21 protein-coding genes and 3 pseudogenes are annotated in these 21,277 nt (G+C 44.5%); 4 read left to right on the top strand and 20 right to left on the bottom strand.

Going from position 1 to position 21,277, the window contains the following annotated elements; genetic code table 11:
* The 9 genes and pseudogenes from ACH33_RS01065 to ACH33_RS01025 form a co-directional block, all read right to left on the bottom strand.
* Positions 1 to 375, bottom strand: a complete 375-nt coding sequence (locus ACH33_RS01065) for a DUF423 domain-containing protein (protein WP_057897332.1) — start codon at positions 373 to 375, stop codon at positions 1 to 3.
* A gap of 50 nt (positions 376 to 425) precedes the next feature.
* Entirely contained in the window at positions 426 to 1,655 is a 1,230-nt protein-coding gene (locus ACH33_RS01060) for an MFS transporter (RefSeq protein ID WP_057897331.1), read from the bottom strand.
* A gap of 217 nt (positions 1,656 to 1,872) precedes the next feature.
* Positions 1,873 to 2,518: pseudogene (pcp, locus tag ACH33_RS01055) on the bottom strand (pyroglutamyl-peptidase I).
* Positions 2,519 to 2,552: 34 nt separating this feature from the next.
* Positions 2,553 to 3,515, bottom strand: a complete 963-nt coding sequence (locus tag ACH33_RS01050; protein WP_057897330.1) for a DUF979 domain-containing protein — start codon at positions 3,513 to 3,515, stop codon at positions 2,553 to 2,555.
* 2 nt (positions 3,516 to 3,517) lie between these two features.
* Complete coding sequence (locus tag ACH33_RS01045; RefSeq protein WP_057897329.1) at positions 3,518 to 4,225, bottom strand: DUF969 domain-containing protein; 708 nt, start codon at positions 4,223 to 4,225, stop codon at positions 3,518 to 3,520.
* Positions 4,226 to 4,267: 42 nt separating this feature from the next.
* Positions 4,268 to 5,032 (bottom strand): LamB/YcsF family protein, encoded by a 765-nt coding sequence (locus tag ACH33_RS01040; RefSeq protein WP_057897328.1) that lies wholly within the window; start codon positions 5,030 to 5,032, stop codon positions 4,268 to 4,270.
* 28 nt (positions 5,033 to 5,060) lie between these two features.
* The gene (locus tag ACH33_RS01035; RefSeq protein WP_057897327.1) at positions 5,061 to 6,053 is read right to left on the bottom strand and encodes a 5-oxoprolinase subunit C family protein; all 993 of its coding nucleotides are present in this window, start codon (positions 6,051 to 6,053) and stop codon (positions 5,061 to 5,063) included.
* Positions 6,044 to 6,769: a 5-oxoprolinase subunit PxpB gene (pxpB, locus tag ACH33_RS01030; RefSeq protein WP_057897326.1), complete on the bottom strand. Its 726-nt coding sequence runs from the start codon at positions 6,767 to 6,769 to the stop codon at positions 6,044 to 6,046. The genes ACH33_RS01035 and pxpB overlap by 10 nt, the downstream gene beginning before the upstream one ends.
* Before the next feature lie 17 nt (positions 6,770 to 6,786).
* Positions 6,787 to 7,545 carry an IclR family transcriptional regulator gene (locus tag ACH33_RS01025; protein WP_091260781.1) on the bottom strand — a complete coding sequence of 253 codons (759 nt, stop codon included), beginning with the start codon at positions 7,543 to 7,545 and terminating at the stop codon, positions 6,787 to 6,789.
* A gap of 508 nt (positions 7,546 to 8,053) precedes the next feature.
* Between ACH33_RS01025 and ACH33_RS18975 the strand changes: the two genes are divergently transcribed.
* Positions 8,054 to 8,206 (top strand): hypothetical protein, encoded by a 153-nt coding sequence (locus ACH33_RS18975; protein WP_156423979.1) that lies wholly within the window; start codon positions 8,054 to 8,056, stop codon positions 8,204 to 8,206.
* Here the strand turns inward: ACH33_RS18975 and ACH33_RS01020 are convergent.
* The 5 genes from ACH33_RS01020 to ACH33_RS01000 all read right to left on the bottom strand — a co-directional run bounded on the left by ACH33_RS01020 (position 8,185) and on the right by ACH33_RS01000 (position 14,950).
* A complete protein-coding gene (locus tag ACH33_RS01020; protein ID WP_057897324.1) occupies positions 8,185 to 9,405 on the bottom strand; it encodes an ABC transporter permease in 1,221 nt (406 codons plus the stop codon). The genes ACH33_RS18975 and ACH33_RS01020 overlap by 22 nt on opposite strands.
* On the bottom strand, positions 9,406 to 10,620 hold the full coding sequence (locus ACH33_RS01015; RefSeq protein WP_057897323.1) for an ABC transporter permease: 1,215 nt from the start codon (positions 10,618 to 10,620) through the stop codon (positions 9,406 to 9,408).
* A 69-nt stretch (positions 10,621 to 10,689) separates the two neighbouring features.
* Complete coding sequence (locus ACH33_RS01010) at positions 10,690 to 12,360, bottom strand: DUF6583 family protein (protein ID WP_057897322.1); 1,671 nt, start codon at positions 12,358 to 12,360, stop codon at positions 10,690 to 10,692.
* The gene (locus ACH33_RS01005; RefSeq protein ID WP_057897321.1) at positions 12,338 to 13,042 is read right to left on the bottom strand and encodes an ABC transporter ATP-binding protein; all 705 of its coding nucleotides are present in this window, start codon (positions 13,040 to 13,042) and stop codon (positions 12,338 to 12,340) included. Before ACH33_RS01005 ends, ACH33_RS01010 begins: the two co-directional genes overlap by 23 nt.
* A gap of 555 nt (positions 13,043 to 13,597) precedes the next feature.
* Complete coding sequence (locus ACH33_RS01000; RefSeq protein WP_057897320.1) at positions 13,598 to 14,950, bottom strand: TrkH family potassium uptake protein; 1,353 nt, start codon at positions 14,948 to 14,950, stop codon at positions 13,598 to 13,600.
* A 183-nt stretch (positions 14,951 to 15,133) separates the two neighbouring features.
* On the opposite strand from ACH33_RS01000, the gene ACH33_RS00995 reads away from it, so the two are divergent.
* Both ACH33_RS00995 and ACH33_RS00990 read left to right on the top strand, forming a co-directional pair.
* Entirely contained in the window at positions 15,134 to 15,979 is an 846-nt protein-coding gene (locus tag ACH33_RS00995; RefSeq protein ID WP_057897319.1) for a polysaccharide deacetylase family protein, read from the top strand.
* A gap of 133 nt (positions 15,980 to 16,112) precedes the next feature.
* Complete coding sequence (locus tag ACH33_RS00990) at positions 16,113 to 16,394, top strand: HesB/YadR/YfhF family protein (RefSeq protein ID WP_057897318.1); 282 nt, start codon at positions 16,113 to 16,115, stop codon at positions 16,392 to 16,394.
* Positions 16,395 to 16,574: 180 nt separating this feature from the next.
* Here ACH33_RS00990 and ACH33_RS00985 read toward each other — a convergent pair whose 3' ends face one another.
* Positions 16,575 to 17,750, bottom strand: coding sequence for a dicarboxylate/amino acid:cation symporter (locus ACH33_RS00985; RefSeq protein WP_057897317.1), 1,176 nt, complete (start codon positions 17,748 to 17,750; stop codon positions 16,575 to 16,577).
* A gap of 255 nt (positions 17,751 to 18,005) precedes the next feature.
* Positions 18,006 to 18,557: a zinc ribbon domain-containing protein gene (locus tag ACH33_RS19780; RefSeq protein WP_082705828.1), complete on the bottom strand. Its 552-nt coding sequence runs from the start codon at positions 18,555 to 18,557 to the stop codon at positions 18,006 to 18,008.
* 450 nt (positions 18,558 to 19,007) lie between these two features.
* On the opposite strand from ACH33_RS19780, the gene ACH33_RS00975 reads away from it, so the two are divergent.
* A complete protein-coding gene (locus ACH33_RS00975; RefSeq protein WP_057897315.1) occupies positions 19,008 to 19,448 on the top strand; it encodes a hypothetical protein in 441 nt (146 codons plus the stop codon).
* Between the two features lie 50 nt (positions 19,449 to 19,498).
* Here the strand turns inward: ACH33_RS00975 and ACH33_RS18445 are convergent.
* From ACH33_RS18445 to ACH33_RS20520, 4 genes and pseudogenes are all read right to left on the bottom strand, one after another.
* Positions 19,499 to 20,167, bottom strand: a pseudogene (locus tag ACH33_RS18445) (group II intron maturase-specific domain-containing protein); the annotation flags it as partial.
* Between the two features lie 127 nt (positions 20,168 to 20,294).
* Positions 20,295 to 20,615: pseudogene (locus ACH33_RS00965) on the bottom strand (DUF3238 domain-containing protein); the annotation flags it as partial.
* Positions 20,616 to 20,889: 274 nt separating this feature from the next.
* Positions 20,890 to 21,147, bottom strand: coding sequence for a helix-turn-helix domain-containing protein (locus ACH33_RS00960; RefSeq protein WP_057897312.1), 258 nt, complete (start codon positions 21,145 to 21,147; stop codon positions 20,890 to 20,892).
* A complete protein-coding gene (locus ACH33_RS20520) occupies positions 21,137 to 21,277 on the bottom strand; it encodes a sigma-70 RNA polymerase sigma factor region 4 domain-containing protein (protein WP_442854481.1) in 141 nt (46 codons plus the stop codon). The genes ACH33_RS00960 and ACH33_RS20520 overlap by 11 nt, the downstream gene beginning before the upstream one ends.

Raw genomic sequence — 21,277 nt, 5'->3', positions numbered from 1 at the left:
CTATTTTTTTGCTGCGGCAACCGCCAGAAAAATCCAGCCGATCAGGAAGCAAACGCCGCCGATAGGCGTAATCGCTCCGAGCCAGCCAATATTAGTCAAGGCTAAAGCATACAAGCTAAATGAGAAGAATAAAATCCCGGCTTGCAAAAACCAGCCGGCAAGCCTCAACTGCTTCATCCCGGCGGTCAGGCGTTCTCCGAACACACCGACCGCCAACAGGCCAAGACCATGTACCATATGATAATGGACACCTGTTTTGTAAACTTCAAACAGTCGTTCTGCGATTCTTCCTTCCAATCCATGGGCGCCAAACGCGCCGAGCGCTACCGATAAAAATAGGTTTATACTGCCAAGAATAATAAAAATACGTGCCATGGCTCTCTCCTTTGCTTTAGAAAATCTTATTCTCATTATAGCAAACGTTATTACGAAGTTTTTGACAGAGCCGGTACATTTCGCGCAAATAAACTCCGGCTTATCAAAACACCGATGCAAGCTATAAGAAGCAGCCCTCCCATTACCAAAAGCGAAAAGGAAGCGCCTGTATAGGAAACCGTCCGCGCAAACAACCCGATTAAACTAATTCTAAGTAACATTCCTATCGCCGAGAAAAAGCTATTCACCCGTCCCATAAATTCATTAGGTACTTCATTCATCATAATCGTGTTCCGCGCGACACGAGAACCGGCATTTCCCCAACCTAGAATGACATCCAGCGCAAGAAAAAGAAGAACCGCGGGAAAAATAGCGATAAGAATCGTACCAGCCGTATAAGCGCAAACCGTAAACAAAACCGTGCGAAAAGGCCCTATTCTACCTAGCATCAGTGGAATGATACATCCGCCCAAAACCGCACCAACCGCATATATCGCATCCGCCAATCCCATTACCGTACCGTCCGCTCCGAGCGTCTTCGCAATATACACCGGGTACAGATAATTGCCGACCATAACACCGACAAAGGGCATAAGCGAGCTTACGTAAAAAACAATGAACAGCGGCTTATCTTTAAGATAAAAGAATCCTTCTTTCATCGTTAACCAAACAGAAGCCTTCGATACATTCATTTGCTGTCCGGAAAGCCTGTAGGGAACAAGGGAAAGCAGTGCAAATCCTCCGGCATAGGTCAACGCATTCGCGAATAAAATCCAGAAAAAATCAATCCTTTCAATGAATACGCTCGTCAGGCCGCCCGCCAGCATGGAAGCGACCTGATTCTGAATTTCCATCACGCTGTTCAATTCTTGGTACTGCTCTTTCGTGAAAATCTCTTGGTTAAACGCGAACTGGGCCGGATAATGCAACGCATAGTAAAAAGAACTGACGGCGTATATGCCGAGAAGGTGCCATGTTTCATAGGCTCCAGCTCCAAAACCCCATGCTGCAAAAAAAGCGGCGGCTATGAAGCCAAATCCCTCGCTAAACAGCAACACCTTCTTCCGCGACATTCTATCAATAAATACACCGATATACGGTGACGCAAAAAAAAGAAAAGCCGTCATGCAGAATGCCGCATATCCGTAAATCTGAGCACCGTCCTCCCGATTTACCAGAAGCCAGGGAACTCCGATCATAGTCACACCTGAGCCGATAGAGGAAAGAATATTAGCGAATATTAATTTTTGAAAACGTGAATCCCGCAACACACCCTTCATTCATGTCACCCCATGATTCCACAGGATATTTTTATAAATATTATTTGTAATCATTTTAATTTATCGTCTTTACAATGTCAACAAATTTATAATAATTTTAAATAAAAAGAAAAGTTTGCAGGAATTGCCGGTTCGACCGACGTGCTACACGCTCCACATGAAAAAAGGCCATGACACAATTTGTCATGACCTTTCGTATCTTAATCTATAATGAAAATCAGTGCGTCTGTCCGCCCACCTCTACTATATCTTGCTCATGAGTAAGAGTCGTTTCGACAGCAAGTTCCAGTCCTTTTACAATCATATTAAGCGGCATACTTGGCTGTCCTGGATGGGCGACAGCCTGTTGTGGAAGATATGGAATATGAATAAATCCTCCGCGCGCTTTTTTTTCCGATGTATTCAGAATATGCATTAATCCATAAAATACATGATTACACGAATGTACCTGCCGTTTGTGAAATCGAAGCCGGAATCCCCTGCTCACGTAGCCTTTTAACAATAGCCTTAATTGGAAGCGTCGCCCAATATCCAACCGGGCCTCCCATCACAACCGGCACATCCACAGGCTGTTTGCCTCTATTATCTGCTATTCTCGCATCATCCACGTTAATTGCTACACGTTCGACCGTAATATCCGGACGACCACCTGCCTGTCCCACACAAATAATAACTTCCGGCTTTAACTCTTCTATATATTTTTCTAATTCGGCTATTGATTCATGAAATACAGTAGGAAGCTGACGGGCCACCACTACATAATCATCAATCTTCTTACCGTCTAACTGTTTCACGGCTTCAAGCGACGGGTTTACCGTTTCCCCACCAAAAGGCTCAAAACCTGTAATCAACACGTGTTTCATTGCTGCATCCCCTTATCGCCTTTTATTTAAATGACTAGAAATGATAAACAAGATAATACATTAACAGCATGTTAATAATAAAAACAGGAATTGCCGTCATCAATTGCGTTTTTACAACCGCATTCTTATCTTTCAGTTCAAGCAACATCGCTGGAACAATATTAAAGTTAGCAGCCATCGGTGTCATCAGCGTACCACAATAACCGGCAAACATACCAAGTGCAGCCATAATCGCCGGATTTCCACCATGCATATTCACAATAAGCGGAACTCCGATTCCCCCGGTGATTACGGCAAAAGCCGCAAACGCATTTCCCATTACTATTGTAAACAGCATCATGCCTAAACAATAAGCAGCTACAGCAACAAACGCATATTGAGTAGGCAGAATATCGCCCACAATACCGGATACTACTTCACCGATGCCCGCCTTCGCAAAAATACCACCAAGCGCAGCCAGCATTTGCGGCAAAATAACTGCCCAACCTACTGCCTGCATCAAACGGCTTCCTTCTGTCACTGGAACAGTCGCTTTTGCGCCCGTAATGCGCAACGCAGTTATCGTCGCAATAATCATAGCCAATCCCAGCGCAATCAACGTCACTTTTTTCGGATCAACTAACAAAACAGAACCAAAATTAATTTTATCAAGTGTAAATGTTCCGACAACTGTAAGAAGAGGAATTAAAATAGCAGGAATAAAGACCTTATTCTTCAAACGCTCAGCATGCCCTGCACGCTCTTCTACATCCGCTTCTTTTTCATTAGATTTTGTTACTTTGCCAATAGAGGCAAGTACAACCATGACTAAAACAAGATACCCAACATAAAGCGGCGGAATCTGATTGCCGAATAAAAAGGTTACAGCAAAAATTCCCCAGAACATACCCGAACCTATACGATTCGGATGATTTCTATCTAATGCTACACGAATCGCAATAAACGCAATAATAAGACCTGTCAAATAGTAAAGCGTATCTAATGTGAGCAATTTCATATTTACGCCCCTTTCTCATCCTGCTGAACAGACTCAGCATGACTGTTTTGTGCATCGTTTGCAATTCGTTTATCCAAACGATGAAAACGAATCCAACTTACAAAGAAAGCGGCCAATGCGGTAGGGATTCCCCATAACGCCATGTCCCATATGTCTACATCCATACCCAGAGAATCGAAAAATCCCTTCATGAGTAAAATGGCCCCTGTTGCAATAAAAATATCTTCACCAAAGAACCACCCTGTGTTTTCAGCTGTAGCTGCATAAGCTCTGATTTCACTTCTCGTCTTCTCTGAGATGTTACCATACCGCGCAACAGCGGCTCCTTCCGCCATTGGTACAATCAGCGGTCGTACCGCTTGTGCATGTCCACCGATATTCAATCCAATAGCCGCTGATGCTTCACGAATAAGCAAGTATGTTAGGAGTACACGACCTGTTGTCGCATTTTTTGCTTTTCTAATTAATGCTTCAGCCCTCTCTTTTAACCCGTACCGCTCAAGTACTCCAATTACAGGGAGTGATAACACAATGGCTAGGGACATGTACCGGTTTTCAACGAAAAACTTACCGAATAAGGCCATAACTTCATTCAAAGACATCCCTGATACTAAACCGGTTACAATGCCGGCCACCATAACAACTAGCAAGGTATTAAAACGAAAGGCAAACCCAAGTGCAACAACCAATATCCCTATTAACTTGATCATACGGTTACTCCCTTCTATGTTGTTATTAAAAAATAAATGTATCTACACCTCTCCAATAGCCTTCGCAATGACACCCGCATCCCCAAGAAGAGTGTGGAGCTGTTTCGCAAATTCATACGCATGTGCACCATCCCCATGAATGCAAACCGTATCCGCCTGAATATCAATATCCTGCTGCTGAACAGTATGCACTTTCCCTTCTTTAACCATACGGATAACCTGATATACAGCTTTTTCTGTATCTGTAATCAGTGCATTCGGTTCGCGTCGTGAAGTCAAGGAGCCATCAAGTTGATAGGTACGATCGGCAAATACTTCATTGGCTGTACGAAGCCCGATTCTTTCCCCCGCTTTCACCAGTTCGCTTCCAGAAAGCCCGAACAGAATCAAGTCAGGATCTACTTTGTATACCGCTTCAGCAATCGCTTCCGAAAGTGTCGGGCTTTTCGCGGCCATATTGTACAATGCTCCATGCGGTTTCACATGCTGCATCTTACCTCCTGCCGCTTTCACAAAGCCATACAGCGCACCCACTTGGTATACCACCATGTCATACGCTTCCTGCGGCGTAATATCCATATTGCGGCGGCCAAACCCTTCCAAATCCGGCAAACCCGGATGCGCGCCGATCGCTACACCTTTCTCAAGAGCCATTTCTACCGTCCGGCGCATAACAGCAGGGCCGCCGGCATGAAATCCGCAGGCGATGTTTGCGGAGGTCACAAACGACAGGATTGTCTCATCCGCTCCCATCTCATAAACGCCAAAACTTTCGCCCATATCACAATTGATATCTACTCTATACATGGTATTCCTCCTTACATCGTGTATCGTGCTACTGGTAGCGCAGGGCAATTCCCTGTTTTACCTGCTGAATCTGTTCCTCGCGGGTAAGATACAGCATCTCCGCTTCTTCCAAAGAAACTTCTTGAAACCGAATTTTCTCCCCTGGCTTTACCTGCGCAATAACGGGTAGGTCTACCGAAATAATCTGGGCGATCTTTGGATATCCGCCAACTGTTTGTCTGTCTGCCAGCAAGGCAATCGGTTGGCCTTCAGACGGTACCTGTATCGTTCCCGGCGCCACCGCTTCTGAAATCATTTCAAGGGGATCAGCAAGCGAAAGTTGCGGCCCCTGCAACCGATATCCCATCCGATCCGATTGTGGCGTCACCCGAAACGCGGAAGCAAAAAATTGCTGCCGGCTTTCCGGGGTAAAACAGTCAAACTGCGCGCCGCGGATCACCCGTACCACTGGATTTTTTCCGTATGCGGGAAAAACCTCAGAGCTTATCGTCCAGTCCGCTGATCTTCCTCCTGCCGCGGCCAGCATCCGCATTTGCCAGGCCCCCCATTCGGATGGCTCCCCAAATTCCAACCTATCTCCTTCCTGCAATGCCCTACCCTTATATCCTCCAATGTGCGCACGTAAATATGTACTGCGGCTTCCTAATACCTTCTCTACATTAAAACCGCCTGCCACCGCCAGATACGCTCGGCACCCGGACGTGCAACCTCGGAATGCAAGCACGCTTCCACCTCTCACATATACTGGCCGCCATAACAAAATCGGCTTGCCATCTACTTCCGGTGACAAATCAGCGCCGCAGATCGAGATAAGTGTATCGGATTCAAATTCCAGGCGCGGCCCCATCAGCGTAATTTCCAGTGCGGCAGCGTTTTCCTCATTGCCAACAAGCAAATTCGCCATTCTAAGCGCAAACGGATCCATCGCTCCGCTTGCAATAATCCCCTGCTTCTGAAATCCGTAACGACCTAAGTCCTGAATGGTAGTCAACAATCCGGGCCTGAGCACTTTTATCCGCATGCGCCCCTCTCCTTCCATTCATCATACTCCTGCCGGGAAATAGCCCGGAAACGAATCCGATCCCCTGCCTTAAGCGGTGTCGGCGGATCACTGTCCGGCATGAACAACGGAAGCGGCGTACGGCCAATAAGCTGCCAACCGCCAGGTGTTGCAATCGGATACACGCCTGTTTGCTTACCAGCAATGCCAACAGAACCGACCGGAATTGACAGGCGCGGCGATGAACGGCGCGGTGTGGCGATTTGTTCCGGCATTCCCCCAAGATAAGGAAATCCTGGCGCAAAACCAATCATGTATACAAGGTACTCAGCACTGCTGTGAATACGGATAACATCCTCCTGAGTCAGCCCATTGTGTTCGGCTACAAACCCCAGATCCGGCCCGAACTCACCGCCGTAGCATACCGGAATTTCAATAACGCGCGTTTTTTCCACTGTCTTATCCTGTAATTCAGATAAAATATTTTCCAGCATGGCGCGCATCTTTTGATAAGGCGAAACAAATGTCTTCGTTTCCGCTCCGCTGTTAGCCAATACGCGGCATGGATCATAAAACACCGTCACCGTCGTAAATGCGGGTATATATTCTATCATGCCTGGAAGCGGATGCCGCGTCAGATATTCGGATAACGCCCGAACTTTACAATGGGTTTCTTCATTAATCACACTACCCAATTCAACGACAATAGCGGCGTCTCCGAGGGGAAATAATTTCATGCGTTTCACCTCGCTCGTTATTCATCCCTCCAGCCCAATTGCAGGGAAATCTCCCGGGCGGTTTGTTTAATCTTTTTAATAAGCGGAGGTAGTTTATCAGGCGCATAATGGGCCTCAAGCCCAGCCATGCTTAATCCGGCCACCACTTCTCCTTTATGATTGTAAATCGGGGCCGCCACAGCCGCTGAATGATCCTCTAATTCCGAATAGCTAACGGAGTACCCGTTTTTCTGCGACTCGACAATCACCTGGCGCAAACGCTCTTTATCTGTAATTGTTCCGGAAGCAATCGCTTTCAATTCTGTTTGTGCAATATATTGTTCAGCTTCTTCCGGTGGCATAAACGCCAGCAAGATTCGTGAACATGCCCCGGCGTACAGCGGAGAGCGGCGCCCTACACGCGTATAGAGACGAACCGGTTTTTTTGTATCCACTTTCTCGATATAAATCGCTTCATTTCCTTCACGCACAATTAAATTGACCGCCTCTCCCATTTCATCGCGCAACTTGTGCATAAAAGGAAGCGCAACTTGCCTAATATCAAGCCGATCAGCCACAAGCTGTCCAAGTTTTATAAAAATTAGACCCAGCCTGTACTTACCGTCTATGTCGCGCGTAAGCAACCCCATTTCTTCTAACGATTTCACCTGACGATAAACGGATGTTTTTGGGATATTTGAAATTTCTACCATCTCTTGCAGCGTAAGCCGGTCATGCTCATAAAATAACTTTAGAATTTCAAGCGATTTAACAACTGTTTTGTTTCCGCCCATCAAATCCCCCTGTTCCGAATTTCGGAACTACAATTCCGAATTTGTTTATTTATCTGTTATCATAAAATTATCTGAATAAAAACGCAAGAGGTAAATTTTCTTTGTATAATCCATAGTTGTTGGTATAAAGCAAAAAACTATAATAAATAACAAAACAGAGCGGGAAAGCTGCTATGTCAAAGTCAACGTGACTCTATGCTATCTTTTTATGAGAGGGAAAGATACAGTGACAATTACTACGCACTGGAGGATGATTTTGAGGACTTGCTGGATGTACAGAGGAAAGCGTTTCCTCCGCCTTTCCCGGAAGAATTATAGTAGAGCCGTGAACAAATCAAAGCACATGTCGAGATGTTCCCCGAAGGGGCTATGCTAGCAGAATGGAAAGGCAAAGTTGGCAGATCAGCCACATCCCTTATCGTTCAATATGACGGTGAACTTCATGCGTGGGCGAAAGTATCGAATCATGGATATATAAGAAATAGCCATAATCCAGACGGGGACAGCTTGTATGGTATCGACGTTTGCGGACACCGCTTTTGTCAAAGCGGTGCCGATAAAAATCGCTTCTTTGCAGGAAGTCAACAAAGCCCGGAAAGAAGAGACGTACTTGTTAGCAATCCGCGAAGGAAAAGGGATATTTTACCCAGCAAAAACCCGGTAACGGATGACGTAGAAGCTCCACACCAACAGAAACACTCCGATACCTGCCAACGTTCCAGCAGTTTGTGTAACCTGGCCTATACTATAATCATTAACGAGCAGCGCCTTCATCCCGTCCAACGCCCATCCCTGTGGCGTCAACAGTGATAACGTTTTAATCCATCCATTCAACGGAAGAAAAGGCCAAAAACAACCGCCTACAAAACCTGTCAGCAAAGCCAGAAGCGGTGCGGTGGTCTGCAATTGCTGCGGCGTCGGCAGCAACGTTGCAAAAAGCATACTAAGTCCAATAACAGCAAGAATATAAGCGCCAAGAATAATAGATTGCAGCGGATGGTATAGCAGGCTTGCATCAAACCAAAAACGCGCCACAGCTTCGCACAGCGCCGCTAGAAATACAGATAACGTGAACAGCATGGCAATGTTGCCCAGATAGAAGGTTCGAAACATGCCCGGAACGGACATCATCCGTTTCAGCGTACCGTTTTCTCGTTCTTCGATCAGCCACCTGCTGTGCAGCGCCACGAACATCATCATAAACACCAAAAGTGCGCCAATTCCAGTTAATGCCGCTACGGATACACGGGTCAGGCGCGTAACAGACTGCACACCCCCGGCCTCCATCTCTTTGTAATTAATTGTCATCAACGGTTTCGGAGTCCACTGGGAATCAGCATACTTCCATACCCGCTCCCATAACCTCTCCGGTTCATTACTCGTCAGCCCGTAGAGCCTGTACCATTCCTCTGCGCGATTTGCCGCGCCTGTATTGGCAGACAGACGCATAACTTCACTGCCTAGCATCTCGCCAAGAATCCCATAAGACAATGAACCGGGGTTTTTTACCATTTTGATCGTCTTATCCGTCTCTTCTTCCAATACCGCATCCTGAAAACCTTTCTGTATGACGAACGCCGCTTCTACCCGGTAGTTTTCTACCAGACGATAGGCCTCGTCACTGGTCACGCGAAGTACTCGAATTCCTTCTTTTCGGGCAAAGCGATCAACGATCAGCCTGGAATATTCACTATTGTCCTCGTCCGCCACCGCTACTGGAATCACCGGCTCTTTCCGAAAGCTCTGGGTCGCCCCCAAAATAAACACAAACAGAACCGGAAACAAAAGCAATAACACAAGAAACATCTTATCCTGTAAAATCAATCGCATACGCAACCATAAAACTTGTAGTACCCCGTACATCTATTTCCTCCCGGTCAGGGGCAACAGCACGACCGCCGCCACAAGCAATGCTCCGCCTATGGCTAACAGCATCATTGTTTCGGGCCATACCGATAAAGAATGATTCCCCGAAAAAACTTTTAACATCCCGTGCATCGCCCACTTGTTAAATGTAAAGTCACTCGCTGTCTGCAGGCTTTCCGACAGGGAAAAAAGCGGATAAATATTACCGCCGATCAGCGCCAGAAAAAACGTTCCCACATAACCGAGCAATTCCGCTCCTCTGGAAAAAAGGCCGATCACCGCAAGCAAGAACGACCATGCCGCAACCGAAAATGCCGTACCGAAAAACACAAGAATAAAAGACAACGGCGCCGCGCCAAGATAATTTTTAAACATGAGGCTGGCCATCCCTACAATGAGCGCCGTTTGCAACAAAAGCAAAAGAAACATGGCGATAAATTTTCCGACATACAAAGATAAAACCCCGCCCGGAAGCGTCCGGAAGCGATCCAGCACACCCAGTTCCTTTTCTTCCGCAAGCAAACGACTGCCGCGAACGCCAAGAAAACTGACAAATACTATGGTCAGCGCCGCCGTAAAATACTCGGGAAAACTCACATCGGGGATCGTGGCGAGCGTCACCTCATCATAAATTTCATTGCGACCTAGCGCCCTCGTCATAAAATCAAACACACTCTCTTTTAAAATGCGGTCAAGTTGCTGGGGGGTAGCACCTCCGTCACGCGCCGCATACCAGACCGCCTTCACGCCGCTCTGTCCGGCCGACAAATCATTCGTCGCACTGATTAGCTGATTCTTTGCCTGATCGGCTTGTACCTTTTGGCTTCTATTTCCAATAAAGGTCACCGGGAAATTATCCCCGCTGTATAGGCTTGCTGTAAACCCTTTAGGAATAATAATGCAGCCAGCGATTTGGTTCTGCGCCAGCATATCCATTGCGCGCTTCCTGTCCACACGGTGCACAGTAATAAATCCTTTCATGTAGTCCAATTCTTCTAGCTGCTGGCTAATCATCTGCGTGTTTAACGTTTGGTCTTCGTCGACAAACGCGATCGCAAACGTCTGACTGTAACGGCTGGAAAACAAGTATGGAGACAACGCCTGCGCAAAAAGCCAGATAAAAAAAAGCGGCATCAGGAAAAGCAGCAGGGCCGCCTTTTTATCTCTCCAGTACAACATCCATTCTTTCAAAATAATGGTGATAAGTCGCAAGATGAAAACCTACCTGTATACAAATTCGGGAAGGCACCTTATCGGTCCCTTCCCGTTGCTCTTTTTTCCTTACTGTACCATATTTCCGGCCCCTGGCGGCATAATGCCAAGTTGCTGGAATAATTGCATGTTCTTCATCACGTACTGGCCGACACTGCTCTGGATTTCCTGCTGAATTTGCATCATTTGCTGATCCGTCAGCGTTGCCAGATTAATGCTATTCTGTACACCCAGCGCCGGAAGCTTTACTTCTCCTACATCGAACTTCTCATCGTTCTTAATAGTAAACCCTATTTTTTTCGGCATCGTCGGATCATTTTTCGGCAGATTGATTTCTACTTTGTAGTCGGCTGCACGTGTTTTATCCTTGTCGTTCTCCGTTGTCGCTCCTTTCCATGCCAGCGCGATCGGATCCGTATTGTTGCCATTGACATACAGCTTAATATTTACGTCCTGATTTTCCTTGTTTCCATCTTTGGCAAGCGTAAAATCAGCATCCGCTTTAAAATCGGACATAGGAGTGTTGCCCATTTTTTCGGTTACATTCAATTTTACATTGCCTTTGCTGTTGTCACCGTCTTTTTTGTTTACATATGTGATGGTAAAGATGCTTTCCCTATCTCCTGACTTCGTAGAAGACACGTTAAAAACAACACGATCCTGCTTCTCGTTGTCTTGGAAACTAGCAAGTTTTAGGACATCTTTTTGGCCGGCGTTTTTGTTGTTAAATTCAATCGTACGGCTCAAAATATTATCATTTCTGTCCACGTATACGATCATTTTTACCCCGTCACCAAAATCAGCCTTATTAAGGGAGCGATCCGTTTCCTCTTTAAACTCAGCGAACTTCTTCTTGAATTCTTCTTTACTCAGCTTTGGCAGATCCTCTTCCGATCTCCCACTACCTGTTAATTCAACTAATTTTTGATAACGAGGATAAAGAAGATCCTGTAATTTTTCGTCCTTGGAAATTTTTTCAACAATGTTTTTCATAAGCTGTTTGTATTGTTCAGGAGTGAATGTTACTGTAATTTCTCTGGCAGCCAATTTCACGCCGTTCTCTTCGAACGTCGCGCCTTTTTTCACGCTTACTTGCTCGTCTTTAATGCTATCAGCGTAAAGCTTGGCATACTCACGTATAATCGGCTTTAATTCTTTGCTCGGAATCTGGATCAGTTCCACATATTCTTTTTGGGAAGGTATTTTATCCGGAATGTCCATGTCGTATTTTTGCTTGATAACTGCTTTGTCTTTCCAGTTGAAGTAACCGTATTTGTTATACAAAGCCGGAGCACCAAAGGCTAGTTTCTCAGCATCATAGAAAAATTCGGCACCAATAAGATTGCTGTTTTTAACGTTGAAATTAACTTTCACGTAATTTTTCTTGTTTGTGTCATCCATCTTCGATTCCATGATCAACCTGGAATCTTTGAGAAGGTCCATGACTTTCTGAACTTGCGGATCCGGAACTTCCATATCTATATTTAGATTGGAAATTTCCATCTTCTGTTCCACGGCCCCTTCTAGGTAAGGAGCGATGTACTCATTGTATTGCTTGTTGTACTCTTCCACTTTCTTGGATAGGTTGTTCATCTCTTTCGCTTCTGCTTCTAAATAAATCGTTTTGTTGCTTTTGAATACGTCAAAAAACGCATACGCGAAGTAAGCGCCGAAAGCGACCAGCAATACGACGACAACCGCAATAATCACTGATTTTTTACTCTTTTTCTTCGTCTCCATATTGTTCCCCCTCCAATTCATGTTGCACCTCTTGTGGTGTACCAACGGCGACCAATCGCCCCGATTTCAGAACGCCGATTCGATCACAAGCCTTCATTTCTTCAAGATGGTGGCTTGTATACAAAATCGTGCACCGCCGCTCGCTTATTTCCTTTAAAGCTTTTAAAATGTGTTTCCTGGAGCCGACATCTACTCCCGCCGTCGGTTCGTCAAGAATCAGCAGCTTAGGCCGATGCAGCAGCGCCACACCAAGATTAAGCCGTCGCTTCATACCGCCGGAGTACGCTTCGACGCGCTCACGAATTCTGTCGCGCAAATGGATGATTTCCGCCACCTCATCCATGCGCTGTGCAAGTTCTTTTCCACGCAGACCGTACATCCTGCCCCAAAAGGCCAAGTTATCAATGCCACGCAAGGAAGGATACAGCGCCAGTTCCTGCGGCACATACCCGATTTGTTGTTTGGCCTGAGAGCCAAGCATATGGACGGACTGTCCGCCAATAAGCACTTCTCCACTGTTTGGCTTCATGACAGCCGCGACAATAGAAAGCAATGTCGACTTGCCCGCACCATTGTGACCCGCGACTCCAAACATTTCTCCTTCTGCAATTTCCAGATTTACCTCTTGCAGCACTTGTTTTTTTCCATACCGCTTGCTTACATTGCGAATGTTTACAAACACACTGTCTTCCTCTTCCCTCTCAAAATCTGTGCATGGCTAGTAGTTGCACGGCCGCCTGCCCCGACCAAAATTGGCTTTACTGCATATGATTCTTTCCCGGTAAACCGGTTCTCGAAATAGGTCGAAAACATATAGCACCCAATCGTGTTTTGCTCTTCTTCTGTGAAGAATTCTCCACCCCTCGTACAGGCTCTATATCAGTCTCTATAGCACTTTCGTCTAGGCGATACATGCGGAGAGTGGATTGCTAATACTTTCATAAATACCATAACAGAAATCTTCTACTACACAAGATGTCTTTTCACAGACCATCCCATCTTTCACAAAATAATCGCAAGCTTATCTTTAGCGATTAAATCATACAGTAAAATACCGAGAACCTCTTCGTCTCATCCAGCATTCAGTATTCCAGTCGACTCCCTCTATTTCCTCCCTTCTCTTTATTTACAACATCATATACGGATACGCGCAAGAAAAAGTTCCTCATTTTCCCTCTTTTAGTAATTTAGACAGAAAAAGAAAACGCCTGATAAACACCTATTTTCCTAGTAGCTTTTAGCCTATAATAATCTTTTCTTTTGGATAATGGACGTCCGCTGTTGATTTGCCCGAAGTAAAACTTGACAAGAACGGCATCATGCCAATTCGGCCTATATACATCAAAAGCACCAATATTATTTTGCTGCTGTAAGACAAACCGCTTGTAATCCCAACGGAAAGGCCACATGTGCCAAACGCGGAGCATACTTCAAATATAACATGTACCAACTCAAACCTTTGATCCTCTAACATATGCACAACTAACGTGCCGCCTGTCACAAGCATCAAGGCTGTTACAAAAAACACAAAACTTTTAATAATGTCCTCCTGTCGAATGGAACGGCCAAACACACGCACCTCGCTCCGGCCACGCGCAAACGTAACAATCATCAAAATCACAACCGCAAGCGTTGTTGTGCGGATGCCTCCTCCCACACTGGAAGGACTGGCCCCGATAAACATCAAGATGGAGGTGACAAACTGGCTTCCCACGCTTAACTCCGATACATCAACCGTCGTTAATCCGGCACTACGTGCAGTAACTGAAAGAAATAAAGAATGGAAAAACTTCTCATACCAGGACATTTCAGCAAAATATCGTGAATCTTCTGTAATCCAGATTACAAGCATGCCCAACACAAGCAGCACCAGAAACGTCACAGTCGTAATCTTCGTATACAAGGAAAAGCGAAACCGATTATGGCCACCGAACAAATATTCACGAACTTCAACCAGTACCGGGAAACCGATGGCACCAAGAATGATGAGAAGCATGGTTACCGATTGAACAAAGTAGTCATGAGAATAGTCAATCAGCGAATTGCCAAAAAGATCAAACCCTGCGTTCGTATACGTCGAAATCGAATGAAAAACCGCATAATAAAAAGACGCATAAAACGTATCGTAATAACCAGCAAAATAGAAATACAGTCCGAAAATCAGTGTTCCTACCGCTTCAAACAACAGCGTCATCCCAAGCACCAGCTTCATCAGCTGCACCAAACCAGACAGATTGTACCGGTTCTGGTCGATCATAATCAACCTGCGCTGCGAAAGCCCTATGGGCGCACCGAACAAAATCCAGAAAAATGTGCCCAGCGTCATTACGCCGATTCCACCGATTTGAAAAGCTAGCATCAAAACAAAAGAACCGAATGTACTAAATGTGTCCGCTGTGCTGACTGTCGTAAGCCCAGTCACGCTCACCGCACTTGCAGCGGTAAACAAAGCATCTATCAATGACAGGTTGACCCCCGGTTTTACACTGATAGGCAACATCAATAGCCCGGTAATGATCACAATGGCTGTAAAATAAGCGCTGACAATAATTTGCGTTGGAGAAAGTTTATATACGTATTTACGCAGCATGTCTTTTGCCCCTTATTCCTGTTACATCAGATGAATATTACAGATTTTCCTCACGCTTGTCAAATCAATACGCTTGAGCGTCATGAGAGAGAAGCCTCCGACATACATATCTAAACATAAGCGTTCAGAGAAACGGAGGCGACCCTCATTAGAAACGCGATTACAGTCGGTATCGTCTTTTTTATGTTGTTCATTCTGTACGCGTCCGTGCAGGCAAAGGCACACTATGACACACTGCGCATGCTTGAGCAGATCCAGCTCGAAAACCAGAAATTACAACGGGTAAACGAAAATCTACGAAATGAACTGAAAAAAAAGCAGCAAGAATTAGAAAAAGCGAAACAAGCGCAAAACAATAACACTAAAGTAGCATACCTTACATTTGACGACGGTCCATCCACCAATACAGAAGAAATTCTCGCAATTCTGGATCGCTATAAGATAAAAGCGACATTTTTCGTTATCGGCAACAACAGCGAATTCGGTAAGCAAATGTATCGGCGCATCGTAAGCAAAGGGCACGCGCTCGGCCTGCACTCCTACTCGCACGAATATCGTAATATTTATACTTCTGCCACCGCTTTCCACAGTGACATGGAAAAACTCAGACAGCTGATATACAAAGCAACCGGCCAAAAGCCCAAAATTATGCGTTTCCCCGGCGGTTCCAATAATCACATTAGCCGCAAATACGGCGGACATTCCTTAATGCAAATCCTTATCCAACAAAGCGTACAGAAGGGCTATAAGTACTTCGATTGGAATGTTGATTCCCAGGATGCCAAACGAAAAGTCCAACCACGCGACGTTATTATTCAATCCGTGATGAAGGAAAGCCGAAACAAGAAAAAAATTATCGTCTTAATGCATGATTCGCAGATCAAAGTCACCACCGTTCAAGCGCTGCCAGCTATTATTACAGAGTTAAAAAAACAGGGCTTCTCGTTTGATATATTAAGCGATACATCTTTTACCTATCATTTTACTTTAGAACCCCCTACTTCTAAGCGAGGTGGAAGTGGTAGGTAGTTCACTAAGTCAACTCATTTGCTTGTTATCCTCCTTTACCCGGCATACGTAAGAGCCAGACAATAAATAAGCGCAAGGAATATGGTACAATAAAAAATACACGCATTGCCGCAAAACAAAGGAGGCATGAAGCATGAAGCTAATTATCGACCCTGCGGCCATGGAATGGTTCCGCAAAGAAATGGATGTGAAAAAAGGGGACGCCGTCCGCTTTTTTGTCCGTCTAGGCGGTTGCAGTACTGTGCAAAGCGGATTTTCGCTTGGCATTGCCAAAGAACAGCCGAAAGAAATCGGCGTTTCTACCGTGGAAGGCGGCATTACATTCTATATCGAAAAAGAAGACGCCTGGTATTTAAATAATTCCGACCTTGTCGTAACATACAACAAAGAACGGGATGAAATCGAATTCCGTTAAGAAACGGCCGGAATGCCGACTTCACGGGCGGTCACCGCGCCGTACAACAACAAACTGCCTGACCCTATAGTCTATCCTCGTTTACTACATGGAAAAAAAGCATATGCTGCTTTATCACTGTAAAGCAGCATATGCTTTCCTGCTATCTATCACAAAAAACAAAAAACCGAAGCTCTTTGTTTATTCTTGCGGTGTCAATTTGTGTCCAGAAATCTTGTTAACCATAAGCGCAATCGCGCCGTCGCCCGTTACGTTGCACGCAGTGCCAAAGCTATCCTGTGCAAGGTATAGCGCAATCATTAATGAAAGCAGCGTCGGATCAAAATGCAGCATCGATTGGAGCAAGCCGAGAGCCGCCATCACTGCACCGCCTGGCACGCCCGGGGCTGCTACCATAGTTATACCAAGCATCAAAATAAACGGGAATAACGCACCAAACGAAGTATTCATGCCGTTCAGCATCATAACCGCCATCGAGCAACTGACCAGCGTAACCGTACTTCCTGACAAATGAATGGTCGCGCAGAGCGGTATTACAAAATCAGCAGAGCCCTCATGCACACCGTTCTTTTTGGTCTGGCGTAACGTTACGGGAATGGTCGCTGCGGACGATTGGGTGCCGATTGCAGTAAAATACGCCGGCATCATATTTTTAAGCATTCTAAGCGGATTGGCTCCCGCTATCGCGCCACCGAACGTGTACTGCAACAACAGGATGACAATATGCAGAATAATAATCATTACAAACACTTTGGCAAATACGGACATAATCATTGCCACTTGTCCAGCGTATGTCATATTCGCGAAAATTCCCATAATATGCAGCGGAAGCAGCGGAATAATAATATTCCGGATCAATTTCTCCACAATTTGCTGAAAGTCATTCATTAGATTCTTTAGGGTATCGCCTTTAATTGCGGCGATACCGAGACCAAGCGTAAACGCGAGCAGTAGCGCCGTCATTACTCCCATAACAGGAGGCATGTCCACTTTGAATAACGGCGGTACCAGCGCTTCTTCCGGATTTTTCGCGTTCAAGTGCATGCTGCCGACTTCCAAAATGTTGGGAAGTACAACAGCGCTCGTAACATAGGCGATAAGTCCAGCCACAATCGTAGAAACGTAAGCGATCCCTGCGGTAATCGCCAGCAGCTTGCCTGCGCCTTTTCCTAATTCGCCTATGCCCGGTGCAACAAATCCAATAATGATGAGCGGAATGACAAATCCCAGAAAATTACCAAAAATACTGTTAAAAGTCGCGGTAATTTTGATCACCCACTGCGGACTAACCATTCCAATAAAAATACCCAATAGAATTGCCGCAATTAACCTTGGTAAAAGACCGAATCTTTTCATTTTTATGTTCCTTCCAAACTAATTTACATATAAAATATTATTTATATAATTTGTTCTCCCACAGTATACAATAGTTTATACAGGAAGGACAATAGATAATTTATTGATTTAATAATATTATTTATATATGAACCTTCCCCACTTACCATACCATAGGTTGAAGTGGGGGTTTCTGAACTATCCACCTCGGCAGAACAGGCGATCAAAGGGTTGTCGCTGATCTCACAGACACGTGCCGTCTGCGAGGGGAATCATTCAGCAACACACCCTTACGGGCGTGGGTCGGAACAAACCATCTACTACTTCTCGCTTAGGCGATCCGTAGATACGTGGGTTTCTGAATTTCAAACGGCAAGGACTGAATCCGGTTTTCATACAACACTTTGGACAGTAGATTCGCCGCACCGTGAATGTCCCGATGTTGGGTATAGCCGCACCACGCACGTTCTTTTTCGCCCCGCAAACCGGACAGGTTTGCGATGTATAACGTTCCTCGCGCTTGTGGAGCATGATGCCTTCCGCCTTCAGTTTGTACGTTAGGTACTTCTTTACTTTCCCAACCTGCCACTGGCTCATTCGCTGATTGTGGCAGCGAGAACGTTTCTTTTTGCGTTTACTTTTAGAAAGAAGATATTGTTTCGCCCGGTTGTACCGCTTCCACTGACGGCTGTATTTCTGGCACTTGCTCATTTTTCGCTGAAGCTCTGCAAGCTTCTTGTTATTTTTTTCAACAAGGTTCCACAAACGAATGTTTTTGGCGATTTCCGTAAGACATTTTTCTGGTCGTTCTTTGGGTAGTTTTCTCATATCCAAAAGTTAAACCAAAAATAAATCACCAAAACATCACTATTCAACCGTTTTTGGTTATATCAATTTACATTATTTGTATTAATGTATAAAATCCACGAAATGTCGTCAGTACCCCTACATGTGGTTCCACCAACAATACATGAACATGTGAAGTCTATTTCAGTTGGTGAGGAAAAAGCGAAAAGAATATTGTGTTGTTGAAATCCATAGGCCGGTCGTTTGATACATTCTGTAAACAGAACCGAATCCATAAAATACAGAAAAGAAAACAATGTGAATTTGTAATTTTGGAATGAGAATATTTTCATTCCAAAAAAATACAATTTTTTTGGTTTTTAAGTTAAAATATTGGTAGTACTCTATTGTATATTATTAGTGTACAGTTTACTCAGTTTTTTGAAGGGTCATCTTACATCCTTGAAATATCTCAAAATTGGAGTAATTATTATGCGATGGATGAAATTAGCAATTATTTCCGTTATCTCTTTTTTTGTAGGCATTTTAACTTATTATGTAATGTTATCAATTATTTGGAATCAACCTATCCATGATTTAATACCAGTTTTATTATGGGGTGGAGGATCGTATATCATTATTGTGTTCCCACTATATCTTTTAACTTTCTCATTAATACAGAAGAAATTTCAACCTGCTATTAGTCAAACTGTTTGGATTTATCCATTGGCAGCAGCTTTGCTATGCATCATTCCGACTTCTTTGATTTTCTGGATGTTTGGGAATGTATGGAGTTTTAAAAGTATGTTTTCCTCAGAAGCAATACTATTTGATTCATTCTTTGCTGTTTCGGGAATTGTTTTTGGATTTGGCTGGTGGATGATATGCGGTAGGACAAAAAATCTCAAAAATCGAGTAGGAGGGGGTGATTAGCCCCCGACCTCTCACACCACCGTACGTACCGTTCGGTATACGGCGGTTCATTATGTACGCCGCAAGGCGTTGTACCGTTCTTTCAGGCTCTTAAGTTGATACGATTCGAAGAATCGTTTATCAAGAGTCCGATGTAAAACAGGGCTTTTAGCGATACGCCAATATCCCTTACGGGAATTTCCCCATTCATAGGCTTTTCCTCTAGGCACGCCTAAAGCAATAAGTCTTTTCACTTTTGTTCGGGGAAGTTTCCACTCTTTCCATAAGCACATTCGCAATCGTCTGCGAATCCATTGGTCAAGAGTAAGAAACACGCTTGGCGTGTCTACTAATGTAAAATACCTCATCCATCCCATAAGGTATTCATTTAGCTCCTCGATTCTGTCCGGTAAAGATATGGGTCGAGAAGTAATGTCACGGATTTTCTGTTTGACGCGTTGTAAGGACTATTTCGCTATGCGAACTTTCGGCTCCAGATGTTGAGTAAAACTGAAACCAGGGAATTTTCGTTTCCAAGGTCGGTCGACAGCACTTTTTTCCTGATTGACTTTTAACTTTAGTTTCTTTTCGATATAGGTAGTTATCGATTGTATCACACGTTCTCCTGCTTTGCGGGATTGTACATAGATATTGCAATCATCCGCATAACGAACGACTTGTGACCTCGTTTTTTCTAGTCCTTTATCCACCTCATCTAATACGATAACAGACCTCCCCGGGTAAGAGCGCCATCTTCCCCTCCATCTACCTTCCTCATTTACCTTCGCTCGCCTTCGGCAGTATGGACTTCGCCTTGTTATGCAGGCTCATCCACCGAACGCTGGCCTTATATGAGATTCGTGTTCCTCAGGCCGGAGGTTTGCCGCCGGCTTCCTTCAGAGCCGGGGCTGCCGTTACTAAAGGATTACTTGCATCTACAATCGCATCAAATTGAACAGAATGTTGTCCCCATTGAACATTTGCAAATGAAATACCGGATAAAGGAGCAGTACCATACTTGGTTGTAACAGTTCCATCAGTCTTAGTAATTCTGTTTACAGTTTGATCCATATCTTCTCGATATGTCATAGAGCCAGTAGAAAAATCAATTTCAAACTCTTGCCATGTCCGATAACGTTTATAATATGTTTCTGATGCTCCGGTATATGGGGTAAATCCACGATTATCCCCTTGGAATTCTTAGTAGTCACCACCAGGGAGATCAGTAGGGTCGTGAACCCATGGAGCTCGAATAAATGTAGCTAATCGTACAATCACTTTAGTAGCCATAATATCATGTTCCCTTCTTTATTTAAAATTTCAGGGAACAAAAGGGATGCAGAGGTTGAAGGTTCATCCCTAACCTTTTCCCTCTGTTTCGTTCTATACAATAAAGAGAAAGAGACATCTCTTTTGGCAACCCTAGTTTAAAAAATTCTTTATAAAAAAGATTAACGCACCTTTATTCGGTGCGTTTCTTTTCTATCTGTTCGATAAACTCAAAAAATCCAGGTGTGTCATCCAAGTTGTAATTACAAACGGTTTCCATTACCTTTATCGTTAATTCTTGTTCTAAATCCTCACGCTCACTTAGAGAGGTTTGATAAAGAGAAGATTTTAATTTCGGCTTAAATGTTTGAACGAAAAGTAACACGGCCTCCGTGTCTTTATTTTGTGCATCTTTAATCAAAGAAGTTAAATCCTCTATTTTAGACAACATATTTTTCCTCCATATGTCTACGAATTTTAGTAATGGCTCTCTTACGCGTTTTACATATTGCTTGATGTGATACCCCTAATTTTTGGGAGATTGTACGATCTGACATAGCATGGATATAAGCAAGCTCCAC

The sequence above is a fragment of the Aneurinibacillus sp. XH2 genome (assembly GCF_001439585.2).
Classification (GTDB): Bacteria; Bacillota; Bacilli; order Aneurinibacillales; family Aneurinibacillaceae; genus Aneurinibacillus; species Aneurinibacillus thermoaerophilus.
This window is presented reverse-complemented; position numbering and strand designations above follow the sequence as displayed.